The organism is Nitratireductor arenosus, from assembly GCF_009742725.1.
GTDB lineage: Bacteria > Pseudomonadota > Alphaproteobacteria > Rhizobiales > Rhizobiaceae > Mangrovimarina > Mangrovimarina arenosa.
On sequence record NZ_WPHG01000003.1, the window covers coordinates 24,883 to 41,901 of the forward strand.

The window sequence follows — 17,019 nt, forward strand, 5'->3', positions numbered from 1 at the left end:
GCGTACCCACCGCGCCCGGCGACGCCCGGCGGTAGGTACGCTGCATCTCTATCGACGGATTAGACCGTTCTTGGTTATTGGGATGGGCTGGATCGCTTCGGTCCGATTCGTCGGACCGAGAAAAGGCATTTGCTACTTGATCTCGGTGACCGTGAGTCGTCCATTTACGCGTTCGGCGACGAACTCTATCGTCTGACCTTCCTCGACCTTGTCGATCATGGCGTCGTCGGCGACGACGAACACCATCTTCATGGCCGGCATGTCGAGATTCTTCAGTTCCTCGTGCTTGATCGTCAGCTTCTTCTGCTTGACGTCGATCTTGGTCACCTCGCCCTTGGTGTATTCGGTGGCCGAGGCTGCACCGCCGAGCGAGATCGCCAGGCCGAGGGCGGCTATCGCGGTTGCGATGGATTTCATGGCTCTCTATCCTTTCTGCTTAATTGCTGACCGTGATCTCGCCCTTCATGCCGGCTTCGTAGTGGCCCGGAATGAGGCAGGCGAACTCGAAATTTCCGGCCTTGGCGAAGGTCCAGACGATCTCTCCCTTATCGCCCGGCGCCAGCCGGACGGAGTTGGGATCGTCATGTTCCATTTCCGGGAACTTCGCCATCATCTCCTTGTGCTTCATGAGCTCCTCATGGTCGTCCATCACGAACTCGTGGTCGGTTTCGCCCTTGTTGACGAAGCTGAGGCGGATGGTCTCGCCCTCCTTCACCTCCAGTGACGCCGGCTCGAACAGCATCGCGCCGTCGTCGTTCTCGAACATGGTGATGGTCACCGTCCGTTTTGCATTGACCGCTTCCGCCGGCTTGCCGATCGCCATTTCGTCGTGTCCACCAGCGTGTTTGCCAGCGGCATGCGCCGCGCCCAATGCGAGCGCCGATGCGGTGAGCGCAATGATCAGATGTCTCATGCTGTTCCTTTCCTGGTTGCTTGTCGGTTGAAGGAGACTCATCCCTGTTTGTGCCCCGCGTGCGGATCGGCCGGGAGCATCTCTTTTGTGTCGCCTGATCTTGTTGGCTCGGGCGTGTCGCCCGTCCATTCGTACGAGACGGTGCCGGCCGGGTGCTCATACCAGCCTGGGTCGGCGTAGTCGTCGGCGGCGAGTCCCTCGCGAACCTTCACGACGGAGAACATGCCGCCCATCTCTATCGCGCCGAATTGTCCCCAGCCTTCCATCATCTTGACAGTATTGTCAGGCAGCGGCATCTCCATCTCGCCCATGTCGGCCATGCCGCGAGTGCCCATGGCCATGTATTCCGGCTGCACCCGCCGGATTTTCTTGGCCACCTCGGTCTTGTCGGCGCCGATGAAGGTCGGCACGTCGTGGCCCATCGCGTTCATGGTGTGGTGCGATTTGTGGCAGTGGATCGCCCAGTCGCCGGGATACACCGCGTCGAACTCGTAGGCACGCATGGCGCCCACGGGAATGTCGATTGAGACCTCCGGCCAGCGCGCTTCGGGGCGTACCCAGCCACCGTCGGTGCAGGTGACCTCGAAGTCGTAGCCATGCATGTGGATGGGGTGGTTGGTCATCGTCAGATTGCCGACGCGCACCCGAACCCGGTCGTTCTTGGCCACCACCAGCGGGCTGATGGCCGGGAAGAGACGGCTGTTCCAGCACCACATGTTGAAGTCCGTCATCTCCATGACACGCGGCACGTAGGAGCCGGGGTCGATGTCGAAGGCGTTGAGCAGGAAGACGAAGTCACGGTCGACCCGGTGCTCGGCCGGATCTTTCGGGTGGATAACGAAAAAGCCCATCATGCCCATCGCCATCTGCACCATCTCGTCGGCATGCGGGTGGTACATGAAGGTGCCGCTCTTCACGAGATCGAACTCGTAGACGAAGGTCTTGCCGGGCGGGATGCCGGGCTGGGTCAGTCCGGTTACCCCGTCCATGCCGTTGGGCAGGATCATGCCGTGCCAGTGGATCGTGGTGTGCTCCGGCAGCCGGTTGGTGACGAAGATGCGCACCCGGTCGCCCTCCACGGCCTCGATGGTCGGGCCGGGCGACTGGCCGTTGTAACCCCACAGATAGCCCGTCATGCCGGGCGCCATCTCGCGTTCGACCGGTTCGGCGACAAGATGGAACTCCTTGACCCCGTTGTTGATGCGATGCGGCAGTGTCCAGCCGTTGAGGGTGACGACGGGCTGGTAGTCCGGCCCGCTCGACGGGAACAGTGGCGGCTGCATGTCGGCCGATTCCATGATCGGCGCTTCGGGCAGGCCCATTGCGGCGGTCTTCGTCCAGGCGGCCGCTCCGGCAAGGAACGCGCCGCCACCGAGGATTTGTCGTCTGGTGATCATTTTCCGGTTCTCCTGCTCAGTGTCCGCCGCCGCCGTCGCCAGCCGCCGCAACCTCGGTCGCCATTGCAGGCGACGAGCCCGAACCGCCCCCATGGATTGCGGTGCCCAGGTCAACGTCGGCCAGCCAGAACTGGCGCTTGGCGTTCAGCGACAGCATGATCGAATCGATCTTCGCGCGGGTGTCCGCGAGCAGTTCGAACGTGTTGGTGATCATGCCGTTGTAGGTGAGGAGAGACTCCTCCTCGATCGTCGTCCGCAAGGGGATGACGTTGTTTCGGTAGTGCCGGGCGATGTCGTAGGTTGACCGGTATGCGTCATAGGCGCCGCGCGCTTCGGAGCGGATGTTGACCGCCCTTTCGGCCAAGAGATTGGCAGCCTGCATGTAGGCGAGTTCCGCCTTGCGCATCCGCGCCTTGCCGGTGTCGAAGATCGGGATGACGAAGTCGATCTCGGCGATGCCGATGACCTCGGTTCTCGTGCTTCCATCCTCTTCCTCTTCCCGCTCGATCTCCACGCCGGATCGTAAGCCGAGATCGCTCACATAGCGGGTCGCCGAGGTCAGCCCGTAAGATCGCGCGAGAGCTTGGAGTTCGAGCCGAGCGATTTCCAGATCGACACGATTTTTCAGCGCTTCCGTTTCGATCGCCCGCTTCGCCTTCGTGCCCTTCGGCAATGCCGGAAGCGCGTCGGGGACTTGGTAGTCGACGTCGTAGCCCCACAGTCCCATGAGCCGCGTCAGCGCCTCCTTGGCCATCCGCGCCTGCATGCGGGCCTCGGCCGTCTGCCCGGCGAGCTCGGCATAGAAGACGTGTTCCCGCGCCTGGCCCGTCTTGGTGAAAGCGCCCGTTTCGCCGAGCTTCTGCGCGAGCGCGGACGCTGCGTCCGCCGCCGCCTGGGCGCGGTTGAGGTAGGCGACCCGCTCCCACGCCGCTACCGCTTCGATCCATGCGCGGCGCGTGTCGGCGGCCAGACGCAAGGTCTCCTCCGCCGCCCGCAGTTGCGCCTGCCGGAACCGCGCCTCGGCGATGGCCACCCTGCGCGGCCGGGTGATGAGCGCGAGGATGTTGGTGACGACGGCTGCTTCGACGGTTCGCACCGGATCGACGCCGATCACCCCGATCGAAATCGGCGGATTGACGAGCATCGTCTCCTGCCAGACGTCCGCCGCCGACATACCGATGTCGGCATAGGCGGCCTGAAGGCCCTTGTTGTTGAGGAGCGCCACCTGCACGGCCGTGTCGGGTCCGACCGTCCTGTTTCGGACCAGCGCCTGCACGCGTTCTCCGGCCTTGCGCGCCTCTTCGGCGGACTGGAGCCAGACCGTCTGCTTGCCGGTCACCGACGCGGTCCGGTCGGAGACGGGCGCAAAGGCGTTCAAGGGATTAGTGTCGACCGCTCCCGTCGTGGCGCAGCCGGCGGTTAGAAGAGGCAGCGCCGCAAGGGCGATGATCCTGGGAATGCCAGTCCTCATGACCCGGCTCCTTTCGAAGCCGGCGACAGCCGCTCGTTGAGCCGCCGCCAATCCTGCGGACCGACCGGCTGGCGGTGGTGATAATCACCCACGACGGGACGATAGCTGGTTTCGCGAACGCCCATCGCCGGGTCGGCTGCGTTGTAGGCCGGCAGCACGACCGGCGGTGTCGCCGCACATGCGGCAACCGAAAGCGGCGCGAGCACCGCAAAAAATGCAAGTTTCATCCTGAATTACCTGAACTGAACGAGGGATCGCGCCGTCGTGACACGAAACGTCACGCGGCAGGCTCCGCCCGATGAGGGCGCGTCAGTTCAGGTATCTGGGAGGTTTTGCGAGGACGCTGGTTTCGCCGTCGACGAGCGCGACGATGCATATCGCACCGTGGCCACTGCTGGCCGGCCATTGCGGGAACGGACAGTCGACCGGCACCGCGGTGACCGGTGCGCAATGCACCTCGCAACCGCCACCGGCAAACTTGCCGCCCTTGTGATGCTGGACCTTGCTTTGCGCGTGCCCGCTATCAACGCCGGCGTGATGACCGCCCTCATGCGCATGGTCCGCAACGGCATGCGATGTGTGGACCTGAGTGACCTCGGCGGGCATGGTCGCGGTCAGGCCCTTCGCGCTCGCCATGGAGAACAGGCCCGGCTGCACCGATGTGAGCAGAAGAAAAAGAAAAGCAAGCGCCAGCCGGAGCGGCGCGGCATACATCAGCTTGATGGCGTGCCCGATTTGCATGGCGCGAATAAGCTTGATCCGCGTGCTCCATGTCAAGTGGGATATTTGGGCCACATCCGGGCGCCGGCTGAGATGAGGCTCGATGCTCGAAGCAATCAGCATCGTCCTCACCAGACACCTTTGATCATTCCGGTCCACAGATAGAACCAGAACGTCGGATGGTACCATTGCTTCGACTCGCCGGTGGTAGGCAGTATCTTGATGTCCCCGTTCAAGACCCGCCCAACCGTCTCGACACAGCTCTCGCGGGAGCGTGCCGCCAGCCGGTAGGGATAGGTCATGATTAGGTTAATCTGGGTTGGGGTCTTCCTTTGGTTGAGGTTGGTGGGCGACGTGCACTACGGGGTCGCCCGCTAGCTGTGATCGTTCCAGCAGGTGGAATGTCAAGCTCTCTCTGATGTAAACTGGTGGGATCCAACGGGAGGCGTGGAACAGCCTCCCTTGGCAAGATGCGGCTGTACTGTTCTATGAAGAACGCTGACGTGTATTACAGCCGACAGCTTGCGAGGGTCGCAGGGCGACCTGACGGGCGGCTTTAGCCGACAGCTTGCGAGGGTCGCAGGGCGACCTGACGGGCGGCTTTAGCCGACAGCTTGCGAGGGTCGCAGGGCGACCTGACGGGCGGCTTTAGCCGACAGCTTGCGAGGGTCGCAAGGCGACCTGACGGGCGGCTTTAGCCGACAGCTTGCGAGGGTCGCAAGGCGACCTGACGGGCGGCTTTAGCCGACAGCTTGCGAGGGTCGCAAGGCGACCTGACGGGCGGCTTCGCGGCGAGGTTTTTCTGAAACGCCAAGCTCGCGTTAGTGGGCAGAGAATGTCACGGGACAGGGGACTGTTTTTCGGCTTGTATTCCGAAGTGGTACCCAGGACGTTGCAAACTCTCCCACCAACTTGAGTTAGGGGGAGTGCTGCTAGTAGACGGGATGTCCCTCGTGCTACAATTCGGCCGATGCCGCGTCCTCAGAATCCAATATCGCTGATCCATTCGCCTGCTGGCGACTTCGGGTCAGTTGGTTCGATCAGTCGACTGAAGACTTACAAATATTTCCGGCTCGCTGGCTTTCAGGACTTTCGTTTCCGCGCAGGGATTTTTGATAAGAGCCGCCTCTGCGTTGCGGAAATGGTAGAGGGAGCGAAGCGAGAGGTGTCGGCCGCTTGGGGCGCATTCCTGCCGCCCTCACTGAATGAAAACGATCGACTCGCGAGGTTAGGCGCATCGCAGGTTAAGCGCGCACTCGATGACAAATCGATGTCATTCCAGACAGCGTGTTTAGCTATTGTCGCCTTGGAACTCGCTGTCCAAGCAACAGGGCGAGACATCGATATCTACGAACGTCGCAGGAATGAAGATCCAGACCCGATAAGGATAGAACCTATGTTGTTCGGACCTGGATCAGCCCGCCGTCGTCGGCTTAGACCCCGCTGAGGAATTGAACGTCACGACCCAGTGCCTTTTCCTCAATCGACCATTCCCGCCGCTCGGCGCCGGTGAATATCGAACCGGCGCACCCAGCCACCTCACTCGGCTTAGACGTAAGCTCTAAGATCGTCATGTTGCGAAGCCTTCAGGGGCTCCGACCACCGCCCCTCAAACTCCGGTCCGAAATATGCCGCCGATAGGGCGTCGACGGTCGAGCGAGTATTAGTACCAATACGTCCAAACGGAGGTTAATTTGATGCGCACTCGAAACGAGTTTGAACTCTGGGTATCCATGATGGGAAACAATTCGTACGCACCAATATTGGTCGTCTGATGGTGTAGACCGCTGCATGGATTTGCATCGACTCCATCAATGCAAACCAGCCGGATCTTGCCCGTAAGGGAATGTCGATCGCTTATGCGAAACAGATCGCCATACTCTTGTGCTGCGAGTTCAACGGACTTGGCCTTCACGGCCCTAACAGGCCGTGCGTCAATCACATAGGCTCGCATGGCTCGGTCTACGGCGAAGATATCGGACTGTCGCACTTGGCGGCTAGCCTCAGCGGTTATGTCGGCAGAGGTGGCATCATCGCTTATTTCGGCTGTATGAACATCGAGGAAACCGAAATGGTTGATGGCGGCTCGAATCGCGAGGTGGATCGCGGTGTGGAGCCGCCGGCGCCTGCCTCGGTGGTTCGTGTCTATGTGGATGCTAACACGATCACCTGCAGCGAGGTCGAAACTACCATTGCAGATGATCCAAACTTTGCCCTCAAACTTTGCTGATTGGTTGAACGGTCGAGTATGACCAGACTCAGTTTGGATGAATCCTATGTCGGTCGGCTCGCCGCCCCCAGCGGCCCTCACCAAGTTCTCCGACGTCGCGAATGCGAGGTTGCCGAGAAGTGACTTGGTGTCCAGTACGGTCGTCGAGATCGATACGATCTCTGGCAGGCGAAGATAGAGATTGACTTGATCAGTCATGACGTACTCCGCAAAGTAAGAAGGTGGCGAAGCGTTGCTCCGCCACCAGTTGCTGTAGGGTTAGTCGGTAAGGGACGTGACGAAAGGATCGACCGGAAAAATAGGTCCCGGCTGCCCCGTCACTTTACGGAGCAGTTCGAGGCTTCGAACGCTGTATGTCCGAAAAACAAGACGGTCGCCGGAACCAATCGCGCCGCGCTTGTGTGCGCCCCGCAAGTTGTTGAAGGTGAGAAAGCAACCCGGATCGAGCGGCATGCCGACAGCGCGTTGGTTAAGAGCTGTCTTGAGCGCAACCAGCGCCGCCGCAGCTAAGGTGTCATCGGAAGCGATTGGGCGGGTCGCATAACTGGGAAATCGGAGTTCAAACTCGTTGCTAGGACCGCGGGTAACGATAGCGCAGGGCTGAGACCATCTGTCAGTGCCTACGCCAAAGCTGATGGGAAAGCGCACGCGAAATCGCGGCTCAGACAGCACCTCCTTGTGTTCGCGATCGAGCGAAAGCAGTGCATCGCCTACAGGCGAATAGCTGGTTAACGTTCCGGGCGGATTTTGTATGCCATAGAGATTGATGAACTCAGTGCGGGCCTCGCGAGGCATGGCGGCGTCGTCTGTATGGATGTCGAATTCATCACGGGTCGAGTTGGTGTTCGCCGCAGACTCCTGCAGCGGTCGAAGTTCCATTATTAACCTCCCCTCGTTCTGAGAGGAGTAGTTAAAGAGCATCCCCAGCTCGCGAGACATCCCCAGTAACGCAAGCTGGGCTCGGACCTCATCCGTAGGAAGCCCTGTGATATATAGCGCATCAAGCTTGCCGTTCTTCGCTTGGCGCAGCAGCTGCGAAACATGCGGAAGTGTATCCCGGATCAGAGCGCGCGCGGCGCCACCGATCGCGGCTTGCTCGTCTGGTTCATCCGGCCAGCGGATTGCTGCCGCAAACCGGTCGATTTCGAGTTCCAGGATTTTGCGTTCGTCTACAGCTAAAGCCGCAGTTTGAACGCGATCCGACGCGTTCGCGAGACACTGCGAACAAACTCCAGAACAGGCATCTTGACATACATGCTTTGCAAACATGGCATTTCTCCATTTCTGGGTTGGAAATGCCTTGCCTGCGCAAAGATCAGGCTCTACGTTGCAACCTTCCGCAGCTGCGGCGAGAACATCACGTCGCGCAAGCAGGCACCGTCACTTTTGTGACGGTGCCAATTTATTGGTCGCTGAATCGGCGGTACACTGAACGTGTTGGAACGTTCCTGGACCAGTTAAGATTTTCTAGAACCAGAGCTTGCAGGAAGCTCCCCAGCCGGTCTAATTCTACGCCAACCAAGGATTCTGAGGAGGGTGGCAGAATGCCGCGACCGACTTCGCCATATGATTTGATCTATGCCCCAGGTGACGATGTCGCGTACCCGGATTGGCTGCATGACGTCGGCGATCGAAGCGTTTTCAGGATCAGTGGCCTGTGGGAGTACCGTATCGCTACCGGGCGCGATGACAGCGGGAAGAAGGGATTTGCTAACCCGGCCCGCTTGGAACGGGCCACCGCAAAACTAGCGCAGTACGGTTGGGATACGTACTGCGAACCGGCCAGGACACCCCTGTCAGCAACCGGCGTTGCGACGATATTGCGGGCGCGTGACGGCCGGCGCACTAAGATGAGTCTTCATAGCGCCCTGCTTCTCATCCTTATGCTTGAAGATTTCCTGGCCGAGCGAGGGTCGCCGATTGACATTTACTCCGGCGGGTTCACACCTCGCTTGCCAGCCCCTGTCAGGATCGTCCCGTACATTTTTGATCTGAAGCAGGCGACCGCAGCGAGACTTGATGATCTTATCAGGCGAGGGCGGGAGATTCGCCGTCGAGCTTACCAGGAAAATTTGGATTTCCTCGAACATATGTGCCGCTGCGAGGAGATGTTCAGTGAACATACTTGTCGAGTGGTGTCCGAAGAAGGGCAACTTGAGGCTGGAATCGATACCGTGATCCGCAGAAAAAAGAACTCAGGTAATGGGTATCGCGTTGCCTGCAACCTAGATCGAGTTGTTTACCCTATTTAACTAGGGAGATTTGAATTTAGGTGGAAATATATTAAGTATGTTCTTTATCTTTTTCTTGTTCCCTTCGCTTGTTCTACTGACAATTCTCCAGAATTGCTTTTCAGATATTAGATCAAGATCCCCGTAGAAATGGAGACCGGAGTCGTAGAGCTTATCGTTAATCTTCCCAAGTGACGAATTCTGGCCAAATATCGTGTATATGCTCACTGCTTTGTATTTTTCATCATGTAAGTCCATTGTAACCTCTCAAAAGAATATTGAAGGCGATGTCCCTACAAGTCAAGATCACCTTGCGCACTGTCTTCGTGCTGCTCAAGATAAGCCAATAGTGCCTGTCGAATGTGGTGGGCGTTTGGCAGCCCCGTACGCGCCGCAACGGCGGTAAGGCGCCTATAGAGGCGCTCATCGACTTGCGCGCTAATCGGCACCTTCGTCTCCCGTACAGTGGCCTTGGAACCAGTCATGCTGCCATGCTGAGTGCAAACCTCGTCTCTACTCCCGAATCATAGCACAACATTCATTAGTTCAGAATGAGTTAATTTGAGTTACGCAAATCGAGCGAGGCTGGACGTTGCGAATTCAGATAGGTAACCAAGGCCGCGCGCCCGACAACAGGCGCCTGGGCGAATATGAAGCGTTTCGTCGGCTGGTCGAGAGGCGGCTAGGCTTATCGACGCTTCAGTTCTTGAGTAACGAGTTGCAGAACCAAGCATTTCAACGCTCTTTGGTGAGCGCGGCGCAATTGCTTGGGGGTTCTGTGTGTCAGCGTGACGCCCGAGGTCGCCGACTACTGATTTTGGCGGGCTATGTCGACCGAATGCTCCCTAATGCGCTGGCCGACCGTGACGGGGACACGCATCTGATCGCAATGTACACGCCGCTGTTCGCGGCTCTGAGCGAGTTCGCGATGTTCTGCTTCACGCAACGCGCCTTTTTCGCCGATGTCGGTGACCCGTTGGCAGAAACATCCCCGCCACCGCCGGAAGGCCACGTACCGGGCCTGTGGCTGCTACGCTACACGCTGGCCGGTGGCAAGGTCGAGGAGCGCCACCGTGAGCAATTCACGCCGCGCGACCCGGTGCGCTACGACATCTCCCTTTACCTCGGTTACCTGATGGCGCGGTTCGTGTGGTTTCACGAATACGCGCATTGCTTCAACGGCCATGTCGCCTATGTCCAGGAGAATGCCATTGCGCTGCGGCTCTATGAGGTCTCGGAGCCGAGCAAGGGGGCGCCTCGGGCTGCGCAGCCTGCCCAGCCGGGACCGCGCGACGACGAACTGCGCTGCCTGGAACTTGACGCCGACGAAGCGGCCATGTGGGCGACGTTGCAGGTGCAGGAAACCGACCGCGAAAACCTCGAAAGCTTCGCGTCACTGGATCGTAGCCTGCGCAAACGGCTTACGCTGTTTGGCGCCTATGCGATGACATGGCTGTTCGAAGAGTTTCAGAACTACATGGAATCAAACACGGGGCTAGATCACCCTGCGCCGTATCTTCGGCTGCAGAACATGGTACATCTGGCTCGGCAGCATTTTACCGCGCCGGAAGATCAGGAGCTCCAGCGGGTGGTGTTGAAGGAGTTCGATCACATCGCCTCGGTCATCCCGAACATGTATCGCTCCGACAATCTGATGCGCGACATTTCGGATCCGTGGCTCATTGGCGAACTTCAGCGCCAGCTCGCTCGGCTGGATGCATTGAGGCCGGCCTTGGCGCCCTACCGCTATGCGCCGGTAGCTGGCTCCTGATCGCGATGGGTCATCGCGACTGATCCTGCCCGCCCTCGACCCTGATCGTCAGCAGATGCAGCTCGCGTAGATGCTTTGGCTGGCGGGCGAAGTGCGCCGCGAGATCGCCGAGGGTCTGCCAGTCGAAATAGGTTCGCGCGCGCGCCGGCTTCGTGATCCCGGCCGGGAACGGCTCCGGCGCGACAAACAGCATGAAACGATGGATGCCGGGATGGCTGCGCTCGCGGATCGGAACGAAACGCTTGTCCTTGATGCCGGGTATCAGCACCGGCCCGGCATCGTGGCGGAGTGAGGCCTCGCCGCTAGCGAAGAGAACCGCGCCCCAGGCCTGCTGGGCGTCGTGCTGAAGGACAAAAAGGAAGCCGCGACGAGCGGTGCGGTATTCGATCAGGAAGGCCTCACCGAGACGGACCGCGGGGAGGTCATCATCGTCGGCGACGTGTTCGACCAGGCCGAGCGATGGCGGGCGGACCAGCTTGGCCGTGCCGGTCCGTGCCTCGGCGGCGATGATATCCTCGATTGACGGGGCGGTGTCGGCGGTCAGCGCGCGTTCAAGGGCGGCGACGCTGCCGGTCAGCAGTGCGGCGACCTCTTCGCGGGTGTGTTTGCCGGGCAGCGCTTCGGTGAACAGCGCGACCAGCGCGTCCATGTGTTTGTCGGGAACCCGGTCGGGATCCACGTTGCGCTTCAAATTGCCATCTGCCCACGACTCGATCGTGCTGACCACCACGCCGAGCCGCGCTGCGATATCGGCCCGTCGCCAACGCGGTCCGTGACGCCCGAGCAGCTTCAGCTTGATACGCAGTTGTGGAACGAACACTGGCGCTCTTCACCTCCCCTAAGCCAGCCTTTTGCTGGAAACGGTCTGGGTTTGGCAAGGCGGCCACGGTGTAGGGACGGGTTCGAAAGTGAGCCGCGACCCGACATGGCCAACAATCCGATCAAACGCACGCAGATCATCTCCGGTGACGGAACGACCCCGCACGCATTTTCTGTACAGCCAAATTCGCGCCGGCTGAGCCCGACCTTTGAGGTCTCGGCCGAATGGCAGGCGCGCTACTCCTATTTCAATGCGCGGCTGTTCGGCGGCATCCTGCCTGATTGCATCATCACCTTTACCAAGCACCCGCTGGCGCAGGGCTATTTCTGCGCCGAGGCGTTCCGCGACCGCGATGGCCTGATCGCGCACGAGATCGCGATGAACCCGGCCTGGTTCGCGCTGGGCGACATGGAAAGCTTCGCCACGCTTGTCCATGAGATGTGCCATCTGTGGCGTCATGTCTTCGGACCGCGCAACCGCAAGGGCGGATACGGCGCGCCCGGCTATCACGACCGTCCGTGGGCCGACAAGATGGAGGCGATCGGACTGATGCCGTCCGATACCGGCAAGCCCGGCGGCAAGCGCACCGGCTTCCACATGCGCGATTACCCGATCGAGGGCGGCGCATTCGATCTCGCCTGCCGGGAACTCTTGATCGGCGGCGACAGCGTGAACTGGCGCGACGCGCGCGAGTTCGAATGGGTTGCCGATCCCTTCGCCGGGACGGGCACGCCCGCCGGGGAAAACCCGATGCCGCCGCGCCGCTCCAAATCCACCCGCACGCGCTTCGAATGCGCCGGCTGCGGCCTGAAGGCGTGGGCCAAACCCTCCGCGCGGCTTTCCTGCCGCAATTGCAACCGTCCCCTGACCGCCAGCTGACCGACCAAGGAGTTTTTGTCATGGCCGATCCCCACACCAACGATCCCGTCCGGTTGCCGGCGCGCCGGCTGCCGGCACTGCTCGATATCGCGCTGCCGGCGGTGGCGGTCGGCAGCGGCGCGATGCTGTTCATGGCGGTGCCCAACATTATTGGCGGCGACGATCTCTGGTCGTGGACGAAGGCGATCACGCTGGCCTTGAGCGCAACCGTGGTCGGCTATGCGGTGAACAAGCTCGCCATTGAACGCGGCGCGCCGCAGGCCGTGCGGGGCTATCGCATGGCCGGTATCCTGAGCGTCGGCTCGATCCTGGCGGTCGGCGGCGGGCTTTTTGCCGCGACCTATTCCGGGCTGGTGTTCAAGCATGTCACCGAACTGCAGCTGCAAGAACATGGCGCGGCGCTGAGCGTCCATGTCAGCACGCAAGGCGCGGCAGCGGCGAAGACCGGACAGGTCACCCCGGCGATCGGCTCCATCACCACCGACCTGAGACAGAAGGCCGATTGCGAGATCGAAAGCTCGTGTGTCTCGGGGCGCGGCAATGGCGGCCGCGGCCCGGTGGCCCGCGCGCTCGATGAACGTGCCGGGCGCGCCGAGGCGATTGCCGGCCAGGTGGCCAATGGCGAACGCATGCGCGGCCTCAGGCTCGACGAACTGAACGGTCTGATCGGCGACTATCAGGGTGTGCTTGCCGATGATGAGGTTCCGATCTCCGAGCGGCGCGTCGAGCTGGCCGGGATCGATGCCAGGGTACGTCAGGTGGCGGGTGAGCTTGCCGAGGCGGTGCCGGTGGCAATGCTTTCAGCCTTTGCCGGCGAGCTCAAGGGCGGGGTGGAGATTCCAGGCCGTCCTGCCGCGCAGGCCAGCCTCAATGCCATCCTCGCGCGCCACGGCCAGGGGCTTGACGATGTGATCGGCTCGGTCGAGCGGCTGGAGATGGCGCCGCCAGCCTTTCCCAAACGCACAGGGGTCTCGGACACGCTCGGCTATTTTGGCCACTTCTTGCCGGTGGCGGCGATCGCGGCGGTGGTGGAGCTGATCTTCCCGCTGGCGCTCTGGCTCTACACCTTCATGGCCCTGCACTGGGAAGGCCATGTGAAGGAGGCGGGGCAGCGCCGCGGGCGGCCTGGCACTGGCGATGATGACCCGAGCTCGTCGTCGGGCAATGGCGCGCTGCCCCCGCAAGAACAGCTTACCGACACCAATGTCGCGGCGTTCCTGCCGCCCAGACGCCGCCGCAACGGGCGCGGTGCCCGGCGCGGACGCTTCGATTCCCTCAACTGATCCTTTGCCTGCCCACACCAAGGAGACCTCCCATGCTTCCGGGTCCTTTCCCCGCCGATATCCTGCCCAAGGCTTTTGTGGCCTCGCTGCTGGTTTGGGGCGGTGCCAACTATCTGCTGATCGGCCCCAAGATAGGCGAGCGGGTGGTGCGCGCCGATTACCTGCCGGCCTGCGAGATCAACCTCCGCCAAATGGTCAAGCAGCAAGGCAAGGACCGGCTCGCCGGTCTCAACCTGCCTTCGGCCGATCCCGCCAGGGAGCTTGCCGCGCGCCAGCTGGAGCGCTTTAGCAACAGCCCGGCCATGGAGGGACTGCGCCGCATGTCGCGTGGCATGGGCGATCTCTTCGGGCTCGATGGCATGGCCGGTGATCTCGGCGCGCTCTACCGCAGGCAAGCCGCAGAAGCCCGCCAAGCCTACCAGGATGCCAAAAGGCGCATCGAAGCCGAGACAAAAACCCGGCTCGGCGAGGCCGGCGATGTCTGCGGCTGCATTGCCGACAAGGCGATTGGCGAGACCAGGAGCGATTGGGCCTTGTTCACCGGCTCGCTCACCGCCTATCGGCCCGCCTCGATTGCCAGCTTCGGCCAGAAGATGGCCGAGGTGCAGCGCGCCGGTGCCTGCACGGGCAAGGCAGGTGGATCATGAGCGGCGCGATCTATTATCGCTCGGGCCGCTTCGAAGTGACCGAGTACCTGCTCAAGACGCCGCGCAAGACCTATGCGATCGCGCACATCGAAAATGTCTCGGTCGAGCGGCCTCTGCTTTACTTCCTCGTACCGCCCGCACTCGGGCTGATCGGCTTTGCCGCGATCTTCCAGCGATATCTCTATGCGAGCGAGATTGCGGCGCTGGCCGTAGCCTTCGCGCTCGCCCTTGCCGCCGCCCTTATCTTCGGTTGCCTGCAGGTGCATTCGCTGGCGCTGCGCGGTGAAGAGGTCGCGCTGACTTATGGGCTGGTCCGGCAATTGCGCGAGGTTCGCGACGCGGCCGCGGAAGCCATGGTCGCGCATGAAAAGCGCAGGCGCCGGGACGACGTGACATGAACCGTCTTCCGCGCTCCATCGGCGCCGTGATCGGCATCAATCTACAGCTTCTCTGGGCGGCGGCCTTCGGCTTCATCGCCTGGGTATCGTGGCCGGGCAGCGCCGAATGGTGGGGCTTTGGCGTTTTGAGCGTGATGATGGGCCTGGGATCGCTGGGCGCGCTGGTCAATGCGCTGAACGCCATTACCGGTCTTTATGCCCGCGACAAGGCGCTTGCCGAACTGATGGCCCAGGGCGGCCCGCCCAAATCGGCCCGGCTTGCCGGCCATGATGATTTGAAGCGTGCGGGGATGGTCGAATGAAGACGCCGCGCCAGCCTCTCGGCCTGATTGGTCCGCGCCCGCTCTTTGAGCCGGTATTGAAGCCACGGGCCACCCTCGTCGCGCCACCCGGCAGCGGCAAGACGACCTGCGTTGCGGTGCCGTTCGTTGGCCCTGGCGGGCAGGATCGCGATCCCGGCGTCACCGAAGACCACAAGGGCAGGTCGCTTCCGACATCGTTTGTCCGCGCCCCGCGCGGCGGTCGCCAGCCGGTCGTATTCGATCCGTTTTATATGAGGAGCAAGCGGCCATGAGATGGCTCCGCCCTTTCCGCCCGCGCCGCCGGCATGCACCCGCCGGACGCCGCATTCTCGGGCTGACCTTTGACGGGCGTCCGATCCTGGAACCCAAAAACGCCGGCTCGACGCTTGTGTTCGCGGCCGCGGGCGGCGGCAAGACGACCTGCGTCGCGGTCCCGGCGATCGAATGCCTGCTGGCGGATCCCGGCCGGGCGTTTTTTGCCAATGATGTCAAACAGGGCGAGATCGCCGCGCAGGTGGCGCCGCTTTGCGCCATTCATGGCCGCAAGTTCGGCATGGTCGACGACTTCGCCGTGCTGGGCAAGGACAATCCCTTTCGTCTCTCGCTCAACCCGTTCGGCGCGGCGGTGGAGGCCGTGCGCAACGACGATGACGATTTGCCCTTCATCATCGACAATATCTGTCATGCGCTGATCGAAGAACCGAAGGAGGATGCCAAGAATTTTTATTGGCGCGAGAGCCCGCGCGAGTTCCTGGCCGTCGGCCTCAATATCCTGCTCGCGCGACACCCGCGGCTGGCAACCCCAGGCGGGCTGAACGCGCTTTTGCGCGATCCGCGCTCCTGGCACAGGGCTTTGTCGGACGCTGCCGATGCCGATGACATGATATTGGCTACCGGCGCGCACCAGATCCTGGCGCTGATGGCGGACAATCCCGAGCATTATTCGCAGCATCTGCGCGCGGCACTCTCTGCGCTCAAGATCTACGCCAGCGGGCCGCTTGCCGAGGCCGGGCGTTCGCCCGATCTCACGCACCGTGAGCTGATCGCGGATGGCTGGGGGGTGTGTTTTGTCAATCCGGCGCGCCATACCGACCGGCTCGGCGCGCATTACGCCCTGCACTTCCTGGCGCTGATGAACGCGCAGCTCTCGGGCAATGTCGGCGCGGCGGACTATATTCTCGATGAGGTCTGCAACGCGCCGATGCGCGATGCGCTGAACCGCGTCACGATCCAGCGCGCCTACCGCGCTCGCTCCATCTTCATCGCGCAGTCTCGCCAGGACATCGTCCGCCGTTATGGCGAGAAAGAAACCGCGATCCTTGAGGAGAACTGCACCACCAAGCAGTGGCTGAAGTTCTCGAACTTCGAGGAAGCCGAGCGTGTCTCCAAAGCGATGGGCGACGGCCAGGCGGTCTCGACGGGCCTGGGGCTGAGCTCGAACCGCAATGATTATTCCAGCAATTACTCGAGCGGGCGCGAGCGCCTGTTCACCGCCGACATGCTGATGAAGCTCCCGCCGGACGAGCAGATCGTCCACCTCCCGGATGTGGGCTTCATCCATTGCAAAAAGATCCGCCAGAACGAGATCGGACCGTTCTGCTTCGATCTTGGCGCCAACCCGCTCGAAGGCGCGCCGCTGCCGCCTGATCCCAAGGTGTGGCTGGACGTTCCGCCGGCGCGTGATGCCGGGGAGGACGCCGCATGAAACCCCGCTTGCTGCGTCCCTCCTATCTTCTGTGGCTCCTCGGCCCGATCGCGGCGTTTGTGATCTACCAGGCTTACGGCCTGCCGCATCCGGTGTGGTCTTATTCCTATCATGGCGGGGAAACCGGTCTTGCGTCGCGCTGGTATACGCGCTGCGTCTTCACCGGTCCCTACGGTCAGTTCGTCACCAGGCCGAAAGACGGGCGCTGCCCGTGGTTTGTGATGCGCAAGAAGGAGGCGGCGCGATGATCGC

20 protein-coding genes are annotated in these 17,019 nt (G+C 61.7%); 11 read left to right on the forward strand and 9 right to left on the reverse strand.

Annotated features, from left to right (window positions below; genetic code table 11):
* Positions 1–132 precede the first annotated feature (132 nt).
* The 6 genes from GN330_RS12095 to GN330_RS12120 all read right to left on the reverse strand — a co-directional run bounded on the left by GN330_RS12095 (position 133) and on the right by GN330_RS12120 (position 4,624).
* On the reverse strand, positions 133–417 hold the full coding sequence (locus tag GN330_RS12095; RefSeq protein WP_156712975.1) for a copper-binding protein: 285 nt from the start codon (positions 415–417) through the stop codon (positions 133–135).
* A gap of 19 nt (positions 418–436) precedes the next feature.
* Positions 437–913, reverse strand: coding sequence for a cupredoxin domain-containing protein (locus GN330_RS12100; protein ID WP_156712976.1), 477 nt, complete (start codon positions 911–913; stop codon positions 437–439).
* A 38-nt stretch (positions 914–951) separates the two neighbouring features.
* The gene (locus GN330_RS12105) at positions 952–2,310 is read right to left on the reverse strand and encodes a multicopper oxidase family protein (protein ID WP_156712977.1); all 1,359 of its coding nucleotides are present in this window, start codon (positions 2,308–2,310) and stop codon (positions 952–954) included.
* Between the two features lie 16 nt (positions 2,311–2,326).
* Positions 2,327–3,781, reverse strand: a complete 1,455-nt coding sequence (locus GN330_RS12110) for a TolC family protein (protein ID WP_156713720.1) — start codon at positions 3,779–3,781, stop codon at positions 2,327–2,329.
* Positions 3,778–4,008: a hypothetical protein gene (locus GN330_RS12115; protein WP_156712978.1), complete on the reverse strand. Its 231-nt coding sequence runs from the start codon at positions 4,006–4,008 to the stop codon at positions 3,778–3,780. The genes GN330_RS12110 and GN330_RS12115 overlap by 4 nt, the downstream gene beginning before the upstream one ends.
* Before the next feature lie 82 nt (positions 4,009–4,090).
* Positions 4,091–4,624 carry a hypothetical protein gene (locus tag GN330_RS12120; RefSeq protein WP_156712979.1) on the reverse strand — a complete coding sequence of 178 codons (534 nt, stop codon included), beginning with the start codon at positions 4,622–4,624 and terminating at the stop codon, positions 4,091–4,093.
* 1,723 nt (positions 4,625–6,347) lie between these two features.
* Here GN330_RS12120 and GN330_RS12130 point away from each other — a divergent pair.
* Positions 6,348–6,731 carry a hypothetical protein gene (locus GN330_RS12130; protein WP_156712981.1) on the forward strand — a complete coding sequence of 128 codons (384 nt, stop codon included), beginning with the start codon at positions 6,348–6,350 and terminating at the stop codon, positions 6,729–6,731.
* Positions 6,732–6,989: 258 nt separating this feature from the next.
* On the opposite strand, the gene GN330_RS12135 is transcribed toward GN330_RS12130, so the two are convergent.
* Positions 6,990–8,000 carry a TauD/TfdA family dioxygenase gene (locus GN330_RS12135; RefSeq protein WP_156712982.1) on the reverse strand — a complete coding sequence of 337 codons (1,011 nt, stop codon included), beginning with the start codon at positions 7,998–8,000 and terminating at the stop codon, positions 6,990–6,992.
* A 275-nt stretch (positions 8,001–8,275) separates the two neighbouring features.
* Between GN330_RS12135 and GN330_RS12140 the strand changes: the two genes are divergently transcribed.
* Positions 8,276–8,983 (forward strand): hypothetical protein, encoded by a 708-nt coding sequence (locus tag GN330_RS12140; protein ID WP_156712983.1) that lies wholly within the window; start codon positions 8,276–8,278, stop codon positions 8,981–8,983.
* Between the two features lie 272 nt (positions 8,984–9,255).
* Here the strand turns inward: GN330_RS12140 and GN330_RS24205 are convergent, their stop codons facing one another.
* Positions 9,256–9,447: a ribbon-helix-helix protein, CopG family gene (locus GN330_RS24205; protein WP_156712984.1), complete on the reverse strand. Its 192-nt coding sequence runs from the start codon at positions 9,445–9,447 to the stop codon at positions 9,256–9,258.
* 107 nt (positions 9,448–9,554) lie between these two features.
* On the opposite strand from GN330_RS24205, the gene GN330_RS12150 reads away from it, so the two are divergent.
* On the forward strand, positions 9,555–10,733 hold the full coding sequence (locus GN330_RS12150) for a hypothetical protein (protein ID WP_156712985.1): 1,179 nt from the start codon (positions 9,555–9,557) through the stop codon (positions 10,731–10,733).
* Positions 10,734–10,743: 10 nt separating this feature from the next.
* Here GN330_RS12150 and GN330_RS12155 read toward each other — a convergent pair whose 3' ends face one another.
* Complete coding sequence (locus GN330_RS12155) at positions 10,744–11,382, reverse strand: hypothetical protein (RefSeq protein WP_156712986.1); 639 nt, start codon at positions 11,380–11,382, stop codon at positions 10,744–10,746.
* A 276-nt stretch (positions 11,383–11,658) separates the two neighbouring features.
* Here GN330_RS12155 and GN330_RS12160 point away from each other — a divergent pair, with 276 nt between their 5' ends.
* The 8 genes from GN330_RS12160 (at position 11,659) to GN330_RS12195 (ending at position 17,015) form a co-directional block, all read left to right on the forward strand.
* A complete protein-coding gene (locus GN330_RS12160; protein ID WP_156712987.1) occupies positions 11,659–12,432 on the forward strand; it encodes a SprT family zinc-dependent metalloprotease in 774 nt (257 codons plus the stop codon).
* A complete protein-coding gene (locus tag GN330_RS12165) occupies positions 12,345–13,715 on the forward strand; it encodes a hypothetical protein (protein ID WP_156712988.1) in 1,371 nt (456 codons plus the stop codon). Before GN330_RS12160 ends, GN330_RS12165 begins: the two co-directional genes overlap by 88 nt.
* 77 nt (positions 13,716–13,792) lie before the next feature.
* On the forward strand, positions 13,793–14,362 hold the full coding sequence (locus GN330_RS12170; RefSeq protein WP_156712989.1) for a hypothetical protein: 570 nt from the start codon (positions 13,793–13,795) through the stop codon (positions 14,360–14,362).
* Positions 14,359–14,760, forward strand: a complete 402-nt coding sequence (locus GN330_RS12175) for a hypothetical protein (protein WP_156712990.1) — start codon at positions 14,359–14,361, stop codon at positions 14,758–14,760. Before GN330_RS12170 ends, GN330_RS12175 begins: the two co-directional genes overlap by 4 nt.
* A complete protein-coding gene (locus tag GN330_RS12180) occupies positions 14,757–15,062 on the forward strand; it encodes a hypothetical protein (RefSeq protein WP_156712991.1) in 306 nt (101 codons plus the stop codon). Before GN330_RS12175 ends, GN330_RS12180 begins: the two co-directional genes overlap by 4 nt.
* Positions 15,059–15,334: a hypothetical protein gene (locus tag GN330_RS12185; protein ID WP_156712992.1), complete on the forward strand. Its 276-nt coding sequence runs from the start codon at positions 15,059–15,061 to the stop codon at positions 15,332–15,334. The genes GN330_RS12180 and GN330_RS12185 overlap by 4 nt, the downstream gene beginning before the upstream one ends.
* Complete coding sequence (locus GN330_RS12190) at positions 15,331–16,767, forward strand: type IV secretory system conjugative DNA transfer family protein (protein ID WP_156712993.1); 1,437 nt, start codon at positions 15,331–15,333, stop codon at positions 16,765–16,767. The genes GN330_RS12185 and GN330_RS12190 overlap by 4 nt, the downstream gene beginning before the upstream one ends.
* Complete coding sequence (locus GN330_RS12195; RefSeq protein WP_156712994.1) at positions 16,764–17,015, forward strand: hypothetical protein; 252 nt, start codon at positions 16,764–16,766, stop codon at positions 17,013–17,015. The genes GN330_RS12190 and GN330_RS12195 overlap by 4 nt, the downstream gene beginning before the upstream one ends.
* The last annotated feature ends 4 nt before the right edge of the window (positions 17,016–17,019 follow it).

Coding starts and splice junctions, on each gene's coding strand:
- GN330_RS12095 (WP_156712975.1), bottom strand. CDS start 417: ATGAAATCCATCGCAACCGCGATAGCCGCCCTCGGCCTGGCGATCTCG.
- GN330_RS12100 (WP_156712976.1), bottom strand. CDS start 913: ATGAGACATCTGATCATTGCGCTCACCGCATCGGCGCTCGCATTGGGC.
- GN330_RS12105 (WP_156712977.1), bottom strand. CDS start 2,310: ATGATCACCAGACGACAAATCCTCGGTGGCGGCGCGTTCCTTGCCGGA.
- GN330_RS12110 (WP_156713720.1), bottom strand. CDS start 3,781: ATGAGGACTGGCATTCCCAGGATCATCGCCCTTGCGGCGCTGCCTCTT.
- GN330_RS12115 (WP_156712978.1), bottom strand. CDS start 4,008: ATGAAACTTGCATTTTTTGCGGTGCTCGCGCCGCTTTCGGTTGCCGCA.
- GN330_RS12120 (WP_156712979.1), bottom strand. CDS start 4,624: ATGCTGATTGCTTCGAGCATCGAGCCTCATCTCAGCCGGCGCCCGGAT.
- GN330_RS12130 (WP_156712981.1), top strand. CDS start 6,348: ATGTCGATCGCTTATGCGAAACAGATCGCCATACTCTTGTGCTGCGAG.
- GN330_RS12135 (WP_156712982.1), bottom strand. CDS start 8,000: ATGTTTGCAAAGCATGTATGTCAAGATGCCTGTTCTGGAGTTTGTTCG.
- GN330_RS12140 (WP_156712983.1), top strand. CDS start 8,276: ATGCCGCGACCGACTTCGCCATATGATTTGATCTATGCCCCAGGTGAC.
- GN330_RS24205 (WP_156712984.1), bottom strand. CDS start 9,447: ATGACTGGTTCCAAGGCCACTGTACGGGAGACGAAGGTGCCGATTAGC.
- GN330_RS12155 (WP_156712986.1), bottom strand. CDS start 11,382: ATGGACGCGCTGGTCGCGCTGTTCACCGAAGCGCTGCCCGGCAAACAC.
- GN330_RS12160 (WP_156712987.1), top strand. CDS start 11,659: ATGGCCAACAATCCGATCAAACGCACGCAGATCATCTCCGGTGACGGA.
- GN330_RS12165 (WP_156712988.1), top strand. CDS start 12,345: ATGCGCCGGCTGCGGCCTGAAGGCGTGGGCCAAACCCTCCGCGCGGCT.
- GN330_RS12175 (WP_156712990.1), top strand. CDS start 14,359: ATGAGCGGCGCGATCTATTATCGCTCGGGCCGCTTCGAAGTGACCGAG.
- GN330_RS12180 (WP_156712991.1), top strand. CDS start 14,757: ATGAACCGTCTTCCGCGCTCCATCGGCGCCGTGATCGGCATCAATCTA.
- GN330_RS12185 (WP_156712992.1), top strand. CDS start 15,059: ATGAAGACGCCGCGCCAGCCTCTCGGCCTGATTGGTCCGCGCCCGCTC.
- GN330_RS12190 (WP_156712993.1), top strand. CDS start 15,331: ATGAGATGGCTCCGCCCTTTCCGCCCGCGCCGCCGGCATGCACCCGCC.
- GN330_RS12195 (WP_156712994.1), top strand. CDS start 16,764: ATGAAACCCCGCTTGCTGCGTCCCTCCTATCTTCTGTGGCTCCTCGGC.